This is a genomic window from Pseudomonas sp. LBUM1641, assembly GCF_059716235.1.
The window spans coordinates 5,502,314-5,517,871 of the sequence record NZ_CP166815.1; the positions used below are offsets into that span (position 1 = coordinate 5,502,314).

At 58.9% G+C, this 15,558-nt stretch carries 15 protein-coding genes and 1 pseudogene; 6 read left to right on the plus strand and 10 right to left on the minus strand.

Annotated features, from left to right (window positions below; all coding sequences use genetic code 11):
* Positions 1 to 368: 368 nt before the first annotated feature.
* A complete protein-coding gene (fadD2, locus tag ACA046_RS25305) occupies positions 369 to 2,057 on the minus strand; it encodes a long-chain-fatty-acid--CoA ligase FadD2 (RefSeq protein WP_459023241.1) in 1,689 nt (562 codons plus the stop codon).
* A gap of 207 nt (positions 2,058 to 2,264) precedes the next feature.
* Here fadD2 and ACA046_RS25310 point away from each other — a divergent pair, with 207 nt between their 5' ends.
* Together ACA046_RS25310 and ACA046_RS25315 are read left to right on the plus strand one after the other, a co-directional pair.
* The gene (locus ACA046_RS25310; protein WP_167665484.1) at positions 2,265 to 3,209 is read left to right on the plus strand and encodes an alpha/beta hydrolase; all 945 of its coding nucleotides are present in this window, start codon (positions 2,265 to 2,267) and stop codon (positions 3,207 to 3,209) included.
* 58 nt (positions 3,210 to 3,267) lie between these two features.
* Positions 3,268 to 3,738, plus strand: coding sequence for a MaoC family dehydratase (locus ACA046_RS25315; RefSeq protein WP_003213034.1), 471 nt, complete (start codon positions 3,268 to 3,270; stop codon positions 3,736 to 3,738).
* A gap of 56 nt (positions 3,739 to 3,794) precedes the next feature.
* Here the strand turns inward: ACA046_RS25315 and ACA046_RS25320 are convergent, their stop codons facing one another.
* Positions 3,795 to 4,262 (minus strand): ferritin-like domain-containing protein, encoded by a 468-nt coding sequence (locus ACA046_RS25320; RefSeq protein ID WP_076015853.1) that lies wholly within the window; start codon positions 4,260 to 4,262, stop codon positions 3,795 to 3,797.
* Positions 4,263 to 4,467: 205 nt separating this feature from the next.
* On the opposite strand from ACA046_RS25320, the gene ACA046_RS25325 reads away from it, so the two are divergent.
* The 3 genes and pseudogenes from ACA046_RS25325 to ACA046_RS25335 all read left to right on the plus strand — a co-directional run.
* Positions 4,468 to 4,704 (plus strand): DUF3820 family protein, encoded by a 237-nt coding sequence (locus ACA046_RS25325; RefSeq protein WP_003213031.1) that lies wholly within the window; start codon positions 4,468 to 4,470, stop codon positions 4,702 to 4,704.
* A 12-nt stretch (positions 4,705 to 4,716) separates the two neighbouring features.
* A complete protein-coding gene (locus ACA046_RS25330) occupies positions 4,717 to 5,898 on the plus strand; it encodes an aminotransferase class V-fold PLP-dependent enzyme (protein WP_497675212.1) in 1,182 nt (393 codons plus the stop codon).
* Between the two features lie 8 nt (positions 5,899 to 5,906).
* Positions 5,907 to 5,996: pseudogene (locus ACA046_RS25335) on the plus strand (outer membrane lipoprotein carrier protein LolA); the annotation flags it as partial.
* Positions 5,997 to 6,095: 99 nt separating this feature from the next.
* Here the strand turns inward: ACA046_RS25335 and ACA046_RS25340 are convergent.
* Genes ACA046_RS25340 through zwf form a run of 3 tightly spaced genes read right to left on the minus strand, consistent with a single transcriptional unit; the run spans position 6,096 to position 8,945 of the window.
* Positions 6,096 to 6,761, minus strand: coding sequence for a bifunctional 4-hydroxy-2-oxoglutarate aldolase/2-dehydro-3-deoxy-phosphogluconate aldolase (locus ACA046_RS25340; protein ID WP_076015855.1), 666 nt, complete (start codon positions 6,759 to 6,761; stop codon positions 6,096 to 6,098).
* 17 nt (positions 6,762 to 6,778) lie between these two features.
* On the minus strand, positions 6,779 to 7,492 hold the full coding sequence (gene pgl / locus ACA046_RS25345; protein WP_459023247.1) for a 6-phosphogluconolactonase: 714 nt from the start codon (positions 7,490 to 7,492) through the stop codon (positions 6,779 to 6,781).
* Positions 7,479 to 8,945 carry a glucose-6-phosphate dehydrogenase gene (gene zwf, locus ACA046_RS25350; protein WP_497675213.1) on the minus strand — a complete coding sequence of 489 codons (1,467 nt, stop codon included), beginning with the start codon at positions 8,943 to 8,945 and terminating at the stop codon, positions 7,479 to 7,481. Before zwf ends, pgl begins: the two co-directional genes overlap by 14 nt.
* A gap of 218 nt (positions 8,946 to 9,163) precedes the next feature.
* Between zwf and ACA046_RS25355 the strand changes: the two genes are divergently transcribed.
* Complete coding sequence (locus tag ACA046_RS25355; protein ID WP_173406104.1) at positions 9,164 to 10,024, plus strand: MurR/RpiR family transcriptional regulator; 861 nt, start codon at positions 9,164 to 9,166, stop codon at positions 10,022 to 10,024.
* 142 nt (positions 10,025 to 10,166) lie between these two features.
* Here ACA046_RS25355 and ACA046_RS25360 read toward each other — a convergent pair whose 3' ends face one another.
* The 5 genes from ACA046_RS25360 to ACA046_RS25380 all read right to left on the minus strand — a co-directional run bounded on the left by ACA046_RS25360 (position 10,167) and on the right by ACA046_RS25380 (position 15,477).
* Positions 10,167 to 11,012: a D-hexose-6-phosphate mutarotase gene (locus tag ACA046_RS25360; RefSeq protein WP_459023250.1), complete on the minus strand. Its 846-nt coding sequence runs from the start codon at positions 11,010 to 11,012 to the stop codon at positions 10,167 to 10,169.
* A 103-nt stretch (positions 11,013 to 11,115) separates the two neighbouring features.
* The gene (locus ACA046_RS25365; protein WP_459023252.1) at positions 11,116 to 12,462 is read right to left on the minus strand and encodes a carbohydrate porin; all 1,347 of its coding nucleotides are present in this window, start codon (positions 12,460 to 12,462) and stop codon (positions 11,116 to 11,118) included.
* A gap of 105 nt (positions 12,463 to 12,567) precedes the next feature.
* Complete coding sequence (locus tag ACA046_RS25370) at positions 12,568 to 13,728, minus strand: ABC transporter ATP-binding protein (RefSeq protein ID WP_003213014.1); 1,161 nt, start codon at positions 13,726 to 13,728, stop codon at positions 12,568 to 12,570.
* Positions 13,729 to 13,730: 2 nt separating this feature from the next.
* Positions 13,731 to 14,576 carry a carbohydrate ABC transporter permease gene (locus ACA046_RS25375; protein WP_076015860.1) on the minus strand — a complete coding sequence of 282 codons (846 nt, stop codon included), beginning with the start codon at positions 14,574 to 14,576 and terminating at the stop codon, positions 13,731 to 13,733.
* Positions 14,569 to 15,477, minus strand: a complete 909-nt coding sequence (locus ACA046_RS25380; RefSeq protein ID WP_010169866.1) for a carbohydrate ABC transporter permease — start codon at positions 15,475 to 15,477, stop codon at positions 14,569 to 14,571. Before ACA046_RS25380 ends, ACA046_RS25375 begins: the two co-directional genes overlap by 8 nt.
* Positions 15,478 to 15,558: the final 81 nt, after the last annotated feature.

The following is a 15,558-nucleotide window of genomic DNA, read 5'->3' on the forward strand; positions in this document are numbered from 1 at the left end:
AATTCATTCATCGCATTTGATGCGATTATTATTTGTTTGTTTTTGGGTGAGTCTGGCGGTTAAAAGCAGGCCAAGAGGTCACAAAGCGCGCCGAGAGTAGCAGCTTTGCCAAAGGCCGCCTAGAGCCAAAAGAGGCCCCTACGGTCATAAACATGACTCAAGAATATCTAATGGTCATTTTTAGAGCAAAGATTCTATAAGCCTGGAAAAGGCTCTGGAATGGGCGTTCACACGATTCCACTGAATGAATGAAAACCAAATGTGGGAGCGGGCTTGCTCGCGAAAGCGGTGTATCAGTCGACATATCGTGTGACTGACACTGCGCTTTCGCGAGCAAGCCCGCTCCCACATTTTGAGACTATTTCAAATCAGGCTATGTCGCGCAATTCACGCCGCAAGATCTTGCCCACCGGCGTCATCGGCAACGACTCACGCAACACAATGTGCTTGGGCACCTTGTAGCCGGTGAAGTTGGCCTTGCAGTAAGTCTTCAGTTCTTCAAGGCTCACGCCCTGGGCACGGGCCACCACAAACAGCTTCACCGCCTCCCCGGTACGCTCGTCGGGCACGCCAATCACCGCGCAGCTGGCCACTGCCGGGTGCGCCATCACCACGTCTTCGATCTCGTTGGGGTACACGTTGAAGCCCGAGACGATGATCAAATCCTTCTTGCGATCAACAATGCGCACAAAGCCGTCCGGGTCAATCACCGCGATATCGCCGGTCTTGAGCCAGCCCTCAGCGTCGAGGGTCTCGGCGGTCGCCACCGGTTGCTGCCAATAGCCCTTCATCACTTGCGGGCCCTTGATGCACAACTCGCCCCGCTCGCCCAGCGGCAACTCCACGCCGTTATCGTCGATGACCTTCATCGCCGTGCCCGGTACCGGAATGCCTACGGTGCCCAGCTTCGATTTGCCGCCATAGGGGTTGGTGCTGGCCACCGGCGAGGTTTCAGTAAGGCCATACCCTTCGCCAATCGCGCAGCCGGTCAGTTGCTGCCAGCGCTCCGCCGTGGCCTTGACCAGGGCGGTGCCGCCGGAGTTGGTGAGCTTGAGGTGAGAGAAATCCAGGCTCTTGAACTCCGGGTGATCCATCAACGCCACAAACAGCGTGTTGAGCCCCAGCAGCCCGGTGAAGCGCCACTTCTTCAGCTCCTTGATAAAGCCGCCGATGTCCCGGGGATTGGTGATCAGCACGTTGTGGTTACCCGACACCATCATGCACATGCAATTCGCGGTGAAAGCATAGATATGGTACAGCGGCAAAGGCGCGACCATCACCTCCTGCCCTTCCTTGATCAGCGGATGCCCGTCGTCCCCCAGTTGCGACATGCACGCCCGCACTTGCTGCATGTTGGCTACCAGGTTGCCGTGGGTGAGCATGGCGCCCTTGGCCAGGCCGGTGGTGCCGCCGGTGTATTGCAGCACGGCGATGTCGTCGAGGGTCACCGGGTGGCGGATGAGCGCCTGGCCGGCGCCCATGTGCAGGGCACGCTTGAAGGAGATGGCCTGGGGCAGGTTGTAGGCCGGGACCATTTTCTTGACCTTGTCGACCACGGTGTTGATCAGCCAGCCCTTGGCGGCGGGCATGAAATCGCCCATCTTCGCTTCGATCAGGTACTCGATCTCGGTGTCTTTGCTGACTTCTTCAACCCGCGAGCCGAACAGGTTCAGGTACACCAATGCACGAATCCCGGCGTCCTTGAACTGATGGCGCATTTCCCGCGGGGTGTACAGGGGATTGGTGTTGACTACGATCAGCCCGGCGCGCAGGGCGCCGAACACAGCAATCGGATAATGCAGGACGTTGGGCATCTGCACCGCAATGCGGTCACCCGGCTTGAGGTCGGTGTGCACTTGCAGGTAGCCGGCGAATGCTGCGCTGCGCCGATCCAGCTCGGCGTAGGTCAGGGTGATTCCCATGTTGCTGAACGCCGGACGGTCGGCAAAGGTCTTGCAGGAACGCTCGAAGACTTCGATCACCGACTTGTAGGCGGTCAGGTCGATCTCGTTGGGAACCCCGGCGGCGCGTTTGTCATTCCAGAAATCAGGTTGCATTATTCTTGTCCTCTTACCTGAGTGGTCCGGCCGCTTTTGATTGCGATGAAAGCGGAGCTTTGGGGACGTTAGCAGCTATGGTCAATCAGGCAAATACAACAAGATGCGTCATTGATTGTGTGAATCTCCCCGCTGAGGCCAGCGCTGATCCAACGGCCCCAGGCGATTGAGCGATACACTGCAACGACCCTGAGCAAAGGAAGCGCCATGAACCACACCACTTTCTGGCTGACCGCGAATGACCGCAGTCGGGTGTACGTCAACCAATGGCTACCCGACGGGCCGCCCAAGGCGCTGATCATGCTGGCCCACGGCATGGCCGAGCACAGTGGCCGCTATGGGCGCCTGGCCCAGGCGTTGTGTGATGCCGGTTACGGCCTGTATGCCCCCGACCAGCGCGGCCACGGGCGTACCGCCGACGAGGGCACGCTGGGGCTGTTCGCCGAGAAAGACGGCTGGAACAAAGTGGTGGGCGACCTGGCGAGCCTCAACCAGCACATCGGCCAGCAGGCGCCGGGCGTGCCGATCATCCTGCTGGGCCACAGCATGGGCAGCTACATCGCCCAGGCGTATCTGCTGCACCACAGCGCCAGCCTCAACGGGGCGATTCTCAGCGGCTCGAATTTCCAGCCGGTGGCGTTGTACGGCGCGGCCAAGGTGATTGCTCATGGCGAACGCTTGCGCCAGGGTTTGCGGGGACGCAGCGCGCTGATCGATTTCCTGTCATTTGGATCGTTCAACAAAGCGTTTAAACCCAATCGGACCGCTTTCGACTGGCTCAGCCGTGACCCGGCCGAGGTCGACAAGTACGTCAGCGACCCGCTCTGTGGCTTTCGTTGCACCAACCAGCTATGGATCGACCTGCTGGGCGGCTTGCAGCAAATCAGCAAAGCGTCCAATCTCGCTCAGATCGATCCGGGCCTGCCGATCCTGATAATGGGCGGCGAATGTGATCCGGTCAGTGAAGGCAAGCGTCTCAAAAGTCTGGCCAACGCTTTGCGCGAAGCCGGCTGCCAGAACCTGGAGCTGAGCATTTACCCGCAGGCGCGCCACGAATTATTCAACGAAACCAACCGTGATGCGGTCACAGCCGACGTGCTGACGTGGCTGGCCCAGGCTGCAGTACTGCGCCGCCCTACTCGCTGCGAATGATTTTTCGTTTAAAATCAATACATTAAGATTATCGATTAGCCACAGGATGCACCATCTGATGACCCAGGTTACCAACACGCCTTACGAAGCCCTCGAAGTCGGCCAGACCGCCAGCTACAGCAAGACCGTCGAGGAGCGCGATATCCAGTTGTTCGCGGCGATGTCCGGCGACCACAACCCGGTGCACCTGGACGCCGAATTCGCCAAGGCGACCATGTTCAAGGAGCGCATTGCCCACGGCATGTTCAGCGGCGCCCTGATCAGCGCGGCGGTGGCGTGTGAGCTGCCTGGGCCCGGCACGATCTACATCGGCCAGCAAATGACCTTCCAGAAGCCGGTCAAAATCGGCGACACCCTGACCGTGCGTCTGGAAATCCTGGAGAAGCTGCCGAAGTTTCGTGTGCGCATCGCCACTCGCGTGTTCAACCAGCGCGACGAGTTGGTGGTGGACGGTGAAGCCGAGATCCTCGCGCCGCGCAAGCAGCAGACCGTGACCTTGACCGAACTGCCGGCCATCAGCATCGGCTGAACCATCGCCCATAAAAAATCCCCGCATCTGCGGGGATTTTTTTATTCAGGTGGGGCTCAAGACTGAGCGCGCGCCTGGTTACGCAGGGCTTTCACCTGGTCGTGGTTGCGTTGTGCGCCGTGGAACTGACGCTCCACCAGGTCACGAATGCCCAGCAGGTTGTGCTTGTTGATCTTCTCGATCGCTTCTTTATAAGCCTTCAGTGCGTGGTCTTCACCGCGCTCGGCTTCGTTCAGCACTGCTTCTTCATCTTTACCGGTAACCATCGACTTCACGTCGACCCAGCCACGGTGCAAGGCACCTGCGACACTGCCGGATTTTTCCGGATCGCCGCCCAAGGCTTTGACAGCCGTCTGCAGTTCGGCAGCGGCGGTGGCGCAATCAACGGAACGTTTGGCAAACAGGGCTTTGAGCTCTGGGTGCTTGATGTCTTCTGCGCAGGTCTTGAAGCCTTCCTGGCCGTCTTTGCTGGTCTCGATCAGGTCGTTGAGTACGGAGATCGATTCTTTATTGATATCAGTCATTTTTCAATTCCTTCGCGGGTTAAGAAACGTGCATTAGTAATTGCAGCGCCCGTGCCAGCTTTTGAAAAAAAATTAACTGTTATTTTTCAATAACTTAAATATTAACCAAAAATCTGTATCCGCTTTATTTGCATGATCTGTCATTTGGCCTCCATGCAGAATGCCTGTATTTTCCAAGGCATCGACTCAAACCTCTGAAGCCCCAATGAATCCTGAAAAACTTGAACTGCTGATCACCCGCGAAATGCCCTTCGGCAAGTACAAGGGCCGAATCATTGCCGACCTGCCCGGCCCCTACCTCAACTGGTTTGCCCGTGAAGGTTTCCCCCACGGTGAGTTGGGTGGGTTGCTGGCCCTGATGCAGGAAATCGACCACAACGGCTTATCCGAATTGCTGGAACCCCTGCGCGCCAAACACGGCAAGCCCGCCCCTCGTCATTAATAGAGCACGCACATGGACAGTACCCGCGACGAACAACACTGGCACGAAATCGCCCGGCGCTACGACCTGGAACCCGGCCCGATCAACCTCGAAAATGGTTACTTCGGGCGCATGAGCCGCGCGGTACTGCAGCAGTATCAGGACAACGTGGCGTTCATCAATCGCAGCAATTCGGTCCATGTGCGCCAGCGTTTCGAGCAGGGTGAAAACGTCGAGATTCGTAACCAGTTGGCGCAATTAATGGACGCAGATCCTGAAGCCATCGCCCTCACCCGCTGCGCCTCGGATGCGTTGCAGTCGCTGATTCGCAACTACAACCGCTTGCAGCCCGGCGACCAGGTGCTGATCAGCGACCTGGAGTACGACACCGTCAAGGGCGCCATGCGCTGGCTGGCGCAGCACCGTGGGGTGGAGGTGATCGAGATTGCCCACGAACACCCGTCCAGTTTCGACAGCCTGGTGCAGACGTATCGCGATGCCTTCGTGCGCTACCCGCGCCTGAAATTGCTCGCGCTGACCTACGTCACCCACCGCACCGGGCTAGTGATGCCGGTGGAGGCGATTGCCAGCGCGGCCAAGGAACACGGGATTGATGTGATCCTGGATGGCGCCCATGCGTTGGGGCAGATCGAATTCAACCTGGCGCAACTGGGCATCGCGTTTGCCGGCTTCAACCTGCACAAGTGGATTGGCGCGCCGTTGACCCTGGGCTTTATCTATATCGACCCGCAGCGCTTGGCGGACATCGATCCGGACATGGGGGAGTTTCATTACCCGGCCACCGACGTGCGGGCACGTACGCCGTACAGCACGCCGAATTTCCCGGCGCTGATGACCTTGCCGCTGGTGTTCGAAGAACATCGCTTGTTGGGCGGCTCAAAGGCCAAGGGCGCCCGCCTCAACTACCTGCGGGACTTGTGGGTGAATGAGGTGCGGCAGTTGCCGGGAATTGAAGTACTGACGCCGGATGATCCACGGCTGTATTGCGCGATTACCTCGTTCAAGTTTACTCATCAGGCAGATCAACAGGTGATGGCGGACCGACTGCTAAAGGAATATGACCTGTTTACCACGACCCGCAGCGGGGCGTCGTTTGGCAGTTGTATTCGGGTAACACCGGGCTTCTTGACGTCAGCGGCAGACATTCATGTGCTGATCAAAGCCATCACCGAACTGAGCGCGATCTCACTGTAGGAGCGAGCTTGCTCGCGAAGGTCGTTAACGATGACGCGGGAAACCTGACACCCAGCGGTGCTCTCGGGTTTTTCGCGAGCAAGCTCGCTCCTACAGTGGGAGTGGGCCATTTTCAGCAGGCAAAAAAAAGCGGCACACCGACCAAGTGCGCCGCAAAAATGCCGTAGAACACAGCAACAACGATTCGGTAAATCCAATCAGTCCAGCAGGGCCAGCGCCTCGGCGGTGGTTTCCTGGATACGTGCCCAGTCGCCATTCTTGACCCACTCTGGGTCCAGCATCCAGCTACCGCCCACGCACATCACATTCTTCAAGGCCATGTAGCTCTTGATGTTGGCCGGGCCAACACCGCCAGTCGGGCAGAATTTCACTTCGCCAAACGGGCCGCCCAAGGCCTTGATTGCAGCAACACCACCGCTGACCTCAGCCGGGAACAGCTTGAAGCGGCGATACCCCAGGCCATAACCTTCCATGATCCCGGAAGCATTGCTGATGCCCGGCAACAGCGGAATCGAGCTGTGTACCGAGGCTTCCAGCAGGTCACGGGTAATCCCGGGGGTGACGATAAACTGCGAACCGGCCACTTCGGCGGCTTCGAGCATCTGGCGATCCAGCACGGTACCGGCACCGGTGCACAGCTCCGGACGCTGCTCGCGCAACACCTGAATGGCCTTGAGGCCGAACTGCGAACGCAGGGTCACTTCCAGTGCAGTCAAACCACCGGCAGCCAGGGCATCGGCCAAAGGCAGAATGTCCTGTTCACGGGCAATGGTGATCACCGGCAGGATCCGCGCCTTGGCGCAGAGGCTGTCGATCAAGGCAACTTTGTCCGCCATGGAAACGGTAGGTTGAGGGCTGTTCATCGCGGCTGATCCTTGGCTCATGGGCACCAGTAAATCTCTAAAGTAGGTTGCAAAAACGCGCGTATCGGCATGGCAGCAACGTCGTCACTGGCCAGCGCGGCGCTCAAGGTGGTCAATTTCGAACTGCCGGAAATCGACAGCACGGTGTAGTGGGCGGTAGCCAGCAACGCGCGACTCATGGTCAGGCGCTGGTGCGGTACGGTCGGGGCCAGCATCGGCCAGCAACGACGGCTGCCATCGGGCTTCAGTGCTTCAGCCAGGTTCGGGCTGTTGGGGAACAGCGACGCGGTGTGGCCGTCGTCGCCCATGCCCAGTACCAGCACGTCAATCGCCGGCAACTCGGCCAGCAGACGATCGGCCTGCTCGGCAGCGTCATCAAGGCTGGAGGCAACGCTGTACAGGCTCAGGAACTTCGCCTTGGCCGCCGGGCCTTGCAGTAAATACTTCTTCAACAGGCCAGCATTACTGTCGGCATGCTCTACCGGCACCCAGCGCTCGTCGGCCAGGGTGATGGTCACCTTGGACCAGTCCAGGCCTTGCTTGGCAAGGTTCTGGAAGAACGCCACCGGGCTGCGGCCACCGGACACTACCAGGGTCGCTTCGCCACGGGCACTGATGGCCGTGCGCAGTTGCTCGGCCACATCATTGGCCAAACCGTCGGCCAGCAGCACCGGGTTGCGGTACTCATGGGCCGTCACGCCCTGAGGCAGTTTCAAATCAGATATCGCCATACCAAGACCTCCCGTCCCGCGTGATCAGTGCAATCGAGCTCATCGGCCCCCAGGACCCCGCCGCATACGGCTTGGGCGCATCACCGGATTTTTTCCACCCGGCGATCAACTGGTCACACCACTTCCACGCGGCTTCGATTTCATCTTTGCGCACAAACAGGTTCTGGTTGCCACGCATGACTTCAAGTAACAACCGCTCGTAGGCATCGGGAATCCGTGCGCTGCGATAGGTGTCGGAAAAATTCAGTTGCAGCGGCCCGCTGCGCAGTTGCATGCCCTTGTCCAGGCCCTGTTCCTTGGTCATCACACGCAAGGAAATACCTTCGTCCGGTTGCAGGCGGATGATCAGTTTGTTGCTGATCTGCAAGCGCTGCTCGGGGGCGAAGATGTAGTGGGACGGTTCCTTGAAGTGGATGACGATCTGCGACAGCTTTTGCGGCATGCGCTTGCCGGTACGCAGGTAGAACGGCACCCCGGCCCAACGCCAGTTACGAATATCGGCCCGCAGGGCGACGAAGGTTTCGGTGTCGCTCTGGGTGTTGGAATTCTCTTCTTCCAGGTAACCCGGTACCGGCTTGCCGGCGCTGTAGCCGGCGATGTATTGGCCGCGCACCACCTGGGTAGTCAGGCCATCCGGGCTGATGGGCGCCAGGGCCTTGAGCACCTTGACCTTCTCGTCACGAATACTGTCGGCAGACAGGTCGGCCGGCGGGTCCATGGCGATCAGGCAAAGCAGCTGCAGCAGGTGATTCTGGATCATGTCCCGCAGTTGCCCGGCCTTGTCGAAATAGCCCCAGCGACCTTCGATGCCTACCTGCTCGGCCACGGTGATTTCTACGTGGGAGATGTAGTTCTGGTTCCACTGGGTTTCAAACAGGCTGTTGGCAAAACGCAAGGCGATCAGGTTCTGGACGGTTTCTTTGCCCAGGTAGTGGTCGATGCGGTAGGTGCGGTTTTCCGGGAAAAACTGCGCCACGGCGTCGTTGACCTTGCGCGACGAATCCAGGTCCGAGCCGATGGGTTTTTCCAGGACCACGCGGGTGTTTTCCGCCAGGCCAACCTTGGACAGATTCTCGCAGATTGCGCCGTACACCGCCGCCGGGGTGGCGAAGTAGGCAATCAGGCGTTGTTCGGTGCCGGCTTTTTCGGCCAGGGCGACGTAGTCGTCAGCCTTGAGGAAATCGACGTGCAGGTACGTCAGGCGTACCAGGAAACGCTGGGCGACGGTTTCGTCCAGTTCCTTGCCGACGTAGCTGCGCAATTCTTTTTCGATGTGTGCCAGGTGCTGTTGCTCGGAACCGGCCTCGCGGGCCAGTGCCAGGATGCGCGTGTCTTCGTGCAGGAGACCCGCGCCATCAAGTTGATAGAGGGCAGGAAATAACTTGCGCAGCGCCAGATCACCCAAGGCGCCAAACAGGGCAAAGGTGCAGGGTTCTACGGTTATCGAAGGCATGATGTTTGTTCTTTTATCAAGTTAAGCTACAAATACCTTTTTTTAAGGCATCACTCAAGGAAAAATGTAGTAATAACCACAACATTTTCCCGAAAAACGTATTCCGAGTGGTGGTGTTCAACTACCCTCAGTAGGATAGGCCACCGCAAAGGGCCGCTCGTCGATTGGTTGACGACCCTTATTTGCATCGTCGCCCTAAGGAAACATGAATGGACCGCGTGCGAAATCTACTGGAACAGATCCAGAAACGCCTCGAAGAACTGAACAAGGCTGAACGTAAAGTTGCCGAGGTCATCCTGCTCAACCCGCAGCAGGCGACCCGCTTCTCTATCGCCGCCCTCGCCCAGGCCGCTTCGGTCAGCGAACCTACAGTGAACCGCTTCTGCCGCTCGTTCGGCGTGAGTGGTTACCCTGAACTTAAATTGCAGCTGGCGCAAAGTCTGGCCAGTGGCGCGGCGTATGTCAGCCGCGCGGTGGAGGCCGATGATAACCCCGAGGCCTACACCCAGAAGATCTTTGGCAGTGCCATCGCGTCCCTCGACAGCGCCTGCCAGGCCCTGGACCCGAACCTGATCAGCAAGGCCGTCGACCTGCTGATCCAGGCCCGGCAGATCCACTTCTTTGGCCTGGGTGCTTCGGCGCCGGTGGCCATGGACGCCCTGCACAAGTTTTTCCGTTTCAACCTGTCGGTCACAGCCCATGCTGATGTGTTGATGCAACGGATGATCGCCTCGGTGGCCCACACCGGGGAACTGTTCGTGATCATTTCCTACACCGGGCGTACTCGCGAGTTGGTGGAAGTGGCGCGCATTGCCCGGGAGAACGGCGCCTCGGTGCTGGGCGTGACCGCCGAGAATTCGCCGCTGGCCAAGGCCAGTACGGTGAGCCTGAACATTCCGTTGCCGGAAGACACCGACATCTACATGCCGATGACCTCGCGGATCATTCAGTTGACGGTGCTGGATGTGTTGGCGACAGGCATGACCTTGCGTCGCGGGGTGGATTTCCAGCCGCATTTGCGCAAGATCAAAGAGAGTTTGAACGACAGCCGGTATCCGGTTGGGGATGAATTCAACTAGGCCCAAATCTACTGTGACTGTGCCGGCCTCTTCGCGAGCAAGCCCGCTCCCACATTAGACCGGGTTCCACTTTTGGAATGCAGTCGAATGTGGGAGCGGGCTTGCTCGCGAAAGCGGCATCAGCAACACCGGAACATCCGGATCAGGCCCCCGCCCTGGCCTGCAAACTCAAATGCGCCCTCTCCCCCGGCGCCAGACTCGCAGCAGCCATCGCCGACTCCACACACACAAACCCCGAAGCCTCGTTGAAGCTCACCCCCAGCAACGGCCGGCTGCCTGGATGCCACACCACCGTGTCGGCACTCTCGCCGGTATCGATGCACAACTCGCGCTGCCAGGCGTGGTCCTTGAGGTGCAATTCGCCCTCGTGCTGGAACACCCGCTGACAGCCGCCATCCACCCGCAACTCACCTTCCTGCTGGCACGCCTGGCGATTGAGCTGGTCGTAGCCTTGCGCGCCATCCAGCCCAGACAGCGCTACCTCACCCACGTTGCCAATCCGCCAATAGGCGTGCAACGCATGGCTCAGTTGGCATGGCAATTCGTCCTGGTGCTCGGTGGCCAGGCGCAATTCCAGGGTTTCCCCCAGGTGTGCGTGCAGGTCCACCTGCCAATCGCATAACTGCAATTGCCAGTGCAAACGCACGCCGTCTTCGTCGGTGCTGCTGTCCAGCAGTTTCCAGTCGATCAGCCGTGCCCAACCATGGGACGGCCAGGCATTCTCGCTGGGATGACGGCCATACCACGGCCAACACACCGGCACGCCGCCACGAATGGCGCCGACCTGCGGCCACTTGGCCGCGCACCACAACCAGGGCTTCTGGCCCGTGGGCTGAAAGTGCAGCAATTGCGCGCCCTGGCGACTGAACACCGCCTGGCAGAGCGGGTGATCGATCACCAGCACATCGCGCATCTGGAAGCGCTCCCAGGCGAATACCGGCCGCTCGCGCAGGGATTTGAAAAAGCGTTGCAGCGGATGCTCATGCATGTGCCACGGTCCTGAATATCTTCACAATGCTGCCCAAAAAAAAGCGGATAGCCATGGCTATCCGCAAAATGCGCACAGAGAGAAGGAGCTTATCGCAACAGCGTTAGAACGTAGACTGAATTTTCAGGCCCGCTACTACCGCGTTGTCGACTTGCTTAACACCACCTGGGTTGGCGATGTATTGCAGGTTAGGACGCACGGTCAGCCAGTTGGTGACGTGGAAGCCGTAGTTGAGTTCGACGTTGTACTCAGTGTTACGCAGCGGTGCGTAACCCGATTGGTCGTAATCCGTGAAACCGCCCGCCGCGTTGAGCAACTCAGCGTTTTTCTTCACGTCACTGTTGGCATGGATACGGGAGAAACCGATACCCACGTCATCTTTTGTACGCGCGTCGAATGGGCCCTTATACACAAACATCAGAGACTGGTAGTTGTCGACCAGGTTGGTGTCTTTGTCGTGGAAGGTGACGTTGGCCGCGATGTTCAAGCCGCGGGAAGCATCGCCATTGTGGGTGGTGAGTTGCTGTTGCAGAACGCCCCAGTAACCGCTTTTGCTGCTGCGAACGCGGAAGGCTGCGCCCGTGGTACCAGCATCGTTACCGTTGACGTCTTCACGTACGTCGGTAGCGTCGGCGGTGCTCTTGTAGTAACCCACACGGTATTCGCCCGGCAGGCCATTGACCTTCGGCGACCAGACCAATTCAACCGGCAATACGGTGCCCTTGGTGCCACTGCCGCTGAGTTTGAAGCCGTTGCCGTGCTCCAGTTGCGATGGGTTCTGGTTGTACGCACCAATTTGCGCATACAGCTCAGGCGTGATGTTGTACTTCACGCGGATAGCCGCCTGGCTGACTGGCCAGTTGTACCAGGTGTTTACATAGTTACCGACCTGCGAGCCACAGAACGACAGGTTCTGGAAGTCGCACGGGAAGGTGTTGAAGTCTTCGCCTTCACCGAAGTAACCGAGTTTCACGTCCAGCTTGTTGTCGAACATCTGGTGCTGAATCCAGAACTGGGTCAGACGCACCATGTGGCCTCGGCCGTCGACTTCTTGAGACGAACTCAAGGTGCCGGCACGCGGGTCACCAATACGGTCGTTGGAGATGTTTGCGCCATTACGATTGGTCAGCTGGATCTTGGCCTGGGTGTTATCCCAGCCCCACAGCTTTTGCAGGTCCAGTGCCACGCCCAGACCGAACTGGTCGGCGTAACGGGCAGTTTTGTCGTTGTTGTAGCCACCGCTGAGGTTGCCACCGACTTCACCGACGTAATCCGCCTTGATGTCGATACCTTGCTCGATCAGCTTGGTACGCTCGCCGCCCCAATCGCCGGTCATCCACTTGGAATCGGCGCTGAACGCGTCGTCCGCCATCGCATTGGCGGACAGTACCAGGGCGGCTGCTGCTGACAGTTGGCAGATCAGCCGGGTGTTGTTGTGGTGCTTTTTCATCCCTACATCCTCGTCTTTATTGTTATTAACTGTTTTTATCTAACGCGGTTTACTTCTTTGTGAGAGCAGGACTCTCACAAAAGCCCCTACACATCATTTGAAACTTCAGCGTCCCTTGAATTGAGCAACGTTGTCCGCACGGTCCTGTGCCGGCAACGAAGTGGCAGTGCCCAGGCGCTCGCCGGTCTTGGCGTCGAACAGCAACACCTTGGCCGGGTCGAACTGCAAGGTCAGGGTCTCGCCCACTTGCGGTGCCACATCGGGCGCCAGGCGGCAGCAGACCTTGGTGTCATTGATTTGCACAAACACCAGGGTGTCCGGACCGGTTGGCTCGGTGACTTGCACCTCGGCGCGAATGGTCGGCGCGCCGGTGGCTTCGGCGGCGGCCAGCACGATCTGCTCCGGGCGCAGGCCCAAGATCACTTCGCGGTCTTCCAGGCCCGCATCGTTCATGTTCAACGGCAATTCACAGCGTGCCTGGCCGCTGTCCAGCAGCGCCACCAGGCGGCCGTCCTTGCGTTGCAGGCGCAGTGGAATGAAGTTCATCGGTGGTGAACCGATAAAGCTTGCCACAAACAGGTTGGCCGGGTCGTTGTAGATTTCTTTCGGCGTGCCGAACTGCTGGATGATGCCGTCCTTCATCACCGCCACTTTGTCGCCCAGGGTCATCGCTTCGATCTGATCGTGGGTAACGTAGACGGTGGTGGTTTTCAGACGCTGGTGCATCAGCTTCATTTCGGTACGCATCTCGACCCGCAGCTTGGCGTCGAGGTTGGACAGTGGTTCGTCGAACAGGTAGATCTTCGGGCGACGCGCCAGTGCACGGCCCATGGCCACACGCTGTTGCTGGCCACCGGAGAGCTGGCCCGGCTTGCGATTGAGCAGGTGCTCGATCTGCAGCAGCTTGGCCACTCGCGCCACTTCTTCGTCGATCGCCGCCTGGGGCATCTTGCGGATTTTCAGGCCGAACTCGATGTTCTCGCGCACGCTCATGGTCGGGTACAGCGCGTAGGACTGGAACACCATGGCGATGTCACGATCCTTGGGGCTCATGCCGCTGACGTCCTGGTCGCCGATCATGATCGCGCCACCGGTGATGTTTTCCAGGCCGGCAATGCAGTTCATCAAGGTCGATTTACCGCAACCCGAAGGCCCGACCAGGATCAGGAACTCACCTTCCTTGATCGACAGTTCGATGTTCTTCAGGGTGTCCGGCAAGCCGGTACCGTAGGTCTTGTTTACGTTACGAAGTTCAAGCGTTGCCATGATTACCCCTTGACCGCGCCGGCCGTCAGGCCGCGCACGAAATACTTGCCTGCGACCACATAGACCAGCAGGGTCGGCAGCCCGGCGATCATCGCCGCCGCCATATCAACGTTATATTCCTTGACCCCGGTGCTGGTGTTGACCAGGTTGTTCAGCGCCACCGTGATGGGCTGCGAATCACCGCTGGAGAACACCACGCCGAACAGGAAGTCGTTCCAGATCTGCGTGAACTGCCAGATCAGGCACACCATGATGATGGGTGTCGACATCGGCAGGATGATCAGCCGGAAGATCGTGAAGAACCCCGCGCCATCCAGGCGTGCCGCCTTCACCAGCGCATCGGGAATGCTGACGTAGTAGTTACGGAAGAACAGTGTCGTAAAGGCCAGTCCGTAGACGATGTGCACGAACACCAGGCCCGTGGTGGTACTGGCCAGGCCCATCTTGCCGAGGGTGAACGAGGCTGGCAGCAGCACGGTCTGGAACGGCAGGAAGCAGCCGAACAGCAACAGGCCGAAGAACAACTGCGAACCGCGGAAACGCCACATCGACAGCACGTAGCCGTTCAACGCGCCGATGCCGGTAGAGATCAGTACCGCCGGAACGGTAATCTTGATCGAGTTCCAGAAGTAACCGTCAACCGTGGCCCAGGCTTTCACCCAGCCGATGCCGGTGACCACGGTGGGCCAGCTCAGCAGGTTGCCGGTGCTGATGTCTTCCGGGGTCTTGAAGCTGGTCAGCAACATGACCACCAACGGCACCAGGTACAGCAGGACAGCGAGGATCAGCACCGCGTAGATCGCGACGCGGCTCAGGCTGATGGCAGGTTTGCCGGCGAGACTAGTCATTACGCTTGGTCCTTAGCTCGGAGTACAGGTAAGGCACGATGATTGCGAGAATCGCACCGAGCATCAGAATCGCACTGGCCGAACCCATGCCCATCTGGCCGCGGCTGAAGGTGAAGGAGTACATGAACATCGCCGGCAGGTCGGAGGAATAACCCGGACCACCCGCGGTCATTGCCGCCACCAGGTCGAAACTCTTGATCGCGATGTGCGCCAGGATCATCACCGCACTGAAGAACACCGGACGCAGGCTTGGCAGCACCACTTTCCAGTAGATGCGCGGCATGCTCGCGCCGTCGATCTGTGCGGCACGGATGATCGATTGATCAACACCGCGCAGGCCGGCGAGGAACATCGCCATGATGAAGCCCGAGGCTTGCCATACAGCGGCGATCACCAGGCAGTACACCACACGGTCCGGGTCGATCAGCCAGTCCAGGCGAAAGCCTTCCCAGCCCCAGTCTCGCAGCAATTTGTCCAGGCCCATGCCCGGGTTGAGCAGCCATTTCCAGGCAGTACCGGTAACGATCATAGAGAGCGCCATCGGGTACAGGTAAATGGTGCGAATGAAGCCTTCACGACGGATTTTCTGGTCGAGAAAAATCGCCAGGGTCACGCCGATTACCAAGGTGATGCCGATGAACATGCCACCGAACACCGCAAGGTTCTTGCTCGCCACCCACCAACGGTCGTTGTCGAACAAGCGCGCATATTGAGCCAGGCCTACGAACTTGTAGGTCGGCAGGAACGTCGAGTTAGTGAACGACAGCACGAACGTCCACAGGATGTAGCCATAGAAGCCCACCAGAACGATGAACATGCTCGGCGCCAACACCAGTTTGGGTAGCCAGCGCTGCAGTGCATCGAACGGCGAGGCTTTGCTGAACACAGCAACAGAACTCATGGGAAAATCCAGTACAGGGAAAAAGGACTACAGGAACATGCCTTGTGGGGGTTAGGGGTCCCCCCACAAGACCATTCAGTA

What these genes read in the sequence shown, in the direction of transcription:
- ACA046_RS25375 (WP_076015860.1), bottom strand. Translation starts at nt 14,576, where the DNA reads ATGACTAGTCTCGCCGGCAAACCTGCCATCAGCCTGAGCCGCGTCGCG.
- pgl (WP_459023247.1), bottom strand. Translation starts at nt 7,492, where the DNA reads ATGGCGATATCTGATTTGAAACTGCCTCAGGGCGTGACGGCCCATGAG.
- ACA046_RS25365 (WP_459023252.1), bottom strand. Translation starts at nt 12,462, where the DNA reads ATGAAAAAGCACCACAACAACACCCGGCTGATCTGCCAACTGTCAGCA.
- ACA046_RS25315 (WP_003213034.1), top strand. Translation starts at nt 3,268, where the DNA reads ATGACCCAGGTTACCAACACGCCTTACGAAGCCCTCGAAGTCGGCCAG.
- ACA046_RS25370 (WP_003213014.1), bottom strand. Translation starts at nt 13,728, where the DNA reads ATGGCAACGCTTGAACTTCGTAACGTAAACAAGACCTACGGTACCGGC.
- ACA046_RS25340 (WP_076015855.1), bottom strand. Translation starts at nt 6,761, where the DNA reads ATGAACAGCCCTCAACCTACCGTTTCCATGGCGGACAAAGTTGCCTTG.
- ACA046_RS25330 (WP_497675212.1), top strand. Translation starts at nt 4,717, where the DNA reads ATGGACAGTACCCGCGACGAACAACACTGGCACGAAATCGCCCGGCGC.
- ACA046_RS25360 (WP_459023250.1), bottom strand. Translation starts at nt 11,012, where the DNA reads ATGCATGAGCATCCGCTGCAACGCTTTTTCAAATCCCTGCGCGAGCGG.
- fadD2 (WP_459023241.1), bottom strand. Translation starts at nt 2,057, where the DNA reads ATGCAACCTGATTTCTGGAATGACAAACGCGCCGCCGGGGTTCCCAAC.
- ACA046_RS25325 (WP_003213031.1), top strand. Translation starts at nt 4,468, where the DNA reads ATGAATCCTGAAAAACTTGAACTGCTGATCACCCGCGAAATGCCCTTC.
- ACA046_RS25380 (WP_010169866.1), bottom strand. Translation starts at nt 15,477, where the DNA reads ATGAGTTCTGTTGCTGTGTTCAGCAAAGCCTCGCCGTTCGATGCACTG.
- ACA046_RS25320 (WP_076015853.1), bottom strand. Translation starts at nt 4,262, where the DNA reads ATGACTGATATCAATAAAGAATCGATCTCCGTACTCAACGACCTGATC.
- ACA046_RS25310 (WP_167665484.1), top strand. Translation starts at nt 2,265, where the DNA reads ATGAACCACACCACTTTCTGGCTGACCGCGAATGACCGCAGTCGGGTG.
- zwf (WP_497675213.1), bottom strand. Translation starts at nt 8,945, where the DNA reads ATGCCTTCGATAACCGTAGAACCCTGCACCTTTGCCCTGTTTGGCGCC.